Source organism: Chitinophagaceae bacterium, assembly GCA_030053935.1.
Lineage (GTDB): Bacteria > Bacteroidota > Bacteroidia > Cytophagales > JASGCU01 > JASGCU01.
Map to the genome: position 1 here is coordinate 1 of JASGCU010000142.1, position 3,334 is coordinate 3,334.

Below are 3,334 nucleotides of genomic sequence, written 5' to 3' on the forward strand. Positions count from 1 at the left end.
CAATTGAAAAAACAAAATAAAACAGTTTTCATAACTTCCCATATCGTAGAACATATTCAAAGTATTGCTGACTTTATTTTTGTGATAGAAAATTATGAAACCACTTTTCTTATGAACCCTGTAGAATTTCATCATTATATAAGCGGTCTCAATACAATAATAGATAACAAAATAGAAAAAATTACCTTATTATAATATATGTATGTATCTCATAAACACTTACTCATGGGTTTCATACACAATAGATACAAAATACTCCCTAAAATGAAAAGCGGTAGATAATTATCATATTCTCAATAAACAAAATATACACATATCATTGAAAGATAAAATAGATGGTAATCTGCTGAAAGAAAAAAAATCAAAATAGAATATTCTAAAAATACAACAAAAAATGTTTCAAAAAAAACTTATTCTGCTTACGCTTGTTTTGCTTTGTGTGTATTATTACCTATCGTCTTATAGAGAAAACCATTCTTCTTATATCCAAAATATAAAAGTTCGGTTTGATATAAAAGGAATAAATGTAGTATCAATGCCTTATATTATGGATACTTCTCATGTGCAGGAGATACAAAATATATCTTGTAATTGGGTAGCACAGATTCCTTTTGCTTTTTGTAAGCCCAACTCACCGGATCTCATCTTTGATCATCCACGTATGTGGACAGGGGAAACTACAAAAGGAACGATATCTTCTTCATCTCTCTTAAAAAAAAATAACATACACATAATGCTCAAACCACAGATATGGAATATGGGAGAATTTACGGGACATTTTACTCTTCATACAGAAAAAGAATGGAATATATGGGAGCAAAACTACTATAAATATATCATACATTTTGTCCGTATTGCCGACTCCCTACACATAGAAATGTTTTGCATCGGGAATGAATTAGAAATAGTGGTAAAAAAAAGAGAACATTTTTGGAACAAACTCATAGATAGTATCCGAACTCTCTACAATGGAAAACTTATATACGCAGCTAACTGGGACGAGTATACAACAGTTCCTTTTTGGAATAAATTAGATTACATAGGAATAAACGCTTACTTTCCTCTCAGTAACAGCCATACTCCTTCTGTTGCAAATCTTACAAACGCATGGAAAAAATACCTAACAGAGCTAGAAAAATTTAGTGCTTCCCAAAATAAAAAAATCATTTTTACAGAAATAGGATATAAAAGTGTAGATAGTACGGCATTTCAACCATGGAATCCTACTTCCCACTCTTTAAATCTAAAAGCCCAAGAAAATGCATATAATGCTTTTTTACTATCCTTTTATAATAAAAAATGGTTTCAAGGCTGCTTTTTTTGGAAATGGTACCCACAAAACAACCATTCTTATGAAAAATATGATACCGATTATACGCCACAAAACAAACCCACTCAAAAAATTATAAAACAAGCATTCTCTTTACAATAAAAAACATGAAAAAAATTCTCTATCTGCTCAATCCTCTCTCTGGTACTAAATCCCCAAAAAAAATAATACAAGCAATCCAACAAGAAACTACAAAACGAAATATCCCTTTCCATATACAAAATATTCATACTATTCATAATTATAAAGATATAATAAAAAACGCCGACATAACTCATATTATCATAATAGGAGGAGATGGAACTATAAGTACTGTTTTGAACGAACTCATCCATTCTTCTATTATATTTGGTATAATCCCCACAGGATCAGGAAATGGATTCGCCTTCTCTTTAGGAATATCCCATAAGTTAAAAAAATATTTTGATACCCTATTTGAAGGAAATATTACTCAAATAGATCTCTTTTCTGTAAATAACCAATATGCATGTTCCTTATTCGGATTAGGATTTGATGCACAAGTAGCGCATCAATTTGCTACCCAAAAAAAAAGAGGACTTATATCTTACATATCCCTCTCCTTGAAAAACCTTATACCCCTCAAAAGTTATTCATTTCACATCAAAACAGAAAATGTACAATTTGATATACATGCATACATGGTTGTTGTTACGAATAGTAATCAATTTGGAAATAATGTAAAAATAGCACCTCTCGCTAAACAAAACGACGGACTACTGGATGTTGTAATCCTCCCAAAAATAAATTTCCTAACCCTTTTACTTCAATACATCCAACTCCTACATACCAAAAAAATGACAAATCTCAAAAATATAAAAACAAATAAAATTATATACTTTCAAACCAATAACATTACTATCACCAATATTGATAAGGCTCCCACTCAAAAAGACGGTGATATCTACATCACCGAACAAACTATACATATAAATATTATTCCCCATGCATGTAAATTTTTAACCACCATTAAAACATGAAAATTTATTTCCGTGACCAAACCTTTTTATTTTCAGATATTATTCAAAATAAAATAATACTACCCCCATCAGAAACATATAAAGAAAATGTTTTTTCTTTCATCAAAAAATGGAATAATGAAGAAAAAACATTCAACATAACAACTTCTGGCTCCACCTCTACCCCGAAAAAAATAACTCTTTTAAGAGAACAAATGGAAGCAAGTGCCTCATCTACCATACATTTTTTAAACCTCCCCCAAAAAACTCCCGTCACTATCTGTATAAATATACATTTCATCGGCGGAATAATGCAAATAGTACGAGGAATCATTAATAAATCTGATATATATATTGTAGAACCATCCGCACATTTTTTTGAAAATATACCCACAGATTGGAATATCGGACTCATTTCACTTTTTCCATTACAATTAGAAAAAATACTAGAAAAAAACGCTATTGGTATCTTACAAAAAGCCACAGCAATCCTCATAGGAGGGGCCCCTCTCCATAATCATTTAATAGAAAAATGTAATAATATAACCACCCCCTTATACCATACTTTTGGAATGACAGAAACAGTATCTCACATTGCTTTAAAACGACTGAACGGAGAACAAAAATCTCATTATTTTCAATGTCTCCCTGATATAGAAATACGAAAAGATGCAAGAGGATGCTTAGAAGTGAAAGGTAATATAACCAGAAACATATACGTTCCTACTAATGATTTAGTAGAAATTGTTGACGGAACTTCTTTTTTTTGGAAAGGAAGGTTTGATAATATTATAAATTCGGGGGGAATAAAAATATCTTTAGACGAATTAGAAAATACAATAAAAAATATTTTTGAAGAAAACAATATAAAAGAACTATTTTTTTTAGCATCCGTTCCCGACAAATCATTGGGACAAAAAATAATACTTACCATCGAAAAAAAAAACTATAGTATAATACTTTCAAAAAAAAAAATAAAAATACTTTTAAAAGAAAAACTACCTCAATACTTATGCCCGAGAAATAT

The 3,334-nt window shown here is 30.1% G+C and carries 4 protein-coding genes; all 4 read left to right on the forward strand.

Features of this window, described 5'->3' with window-relative positions:
• On the forward strand, positions 1-195 hold a 195-nt coding region (locus tag QM536_09655), incomplete at its 5' end, for a hypothetical protein (protein ID MDI9357274.1).
• A gap of 199 nt (positions 196-394) precedes the next feature.
• On the forward strand, positions 395-1,432 hold the full coding sequence (locus tag QM536_09660) for a hypothetical protein (GenBank protein MDI9357275.1): 1,038 nt from the start codon (positions 395-397) through the stop codon (positions 1,430-1,432).
• A 5-nt stretch (positions 1,433-1,437) separates the two neighbouring features.
• Positions 1,438-2,328, forward strand: a complete 891-nt coding sequence (locus tag QM536_09665) for a YegS/Rv2252/BmrU family lipid kinase (GenBank protein MDI9357276.1) — start codon at positions 1,438-1,440, stop codon at positions 2,326-2,328.
• Positions 2,325-3,334: AMP-binding protein (locus tag QM536_09670; GenBank protein ID MDI9357277.1), on the forward strand; the 1,010-nt coding region annotated here is incomplete at its 3' end. The genes QM536_09665 and QM536_09670, both read left to right, overlap by 4 nt.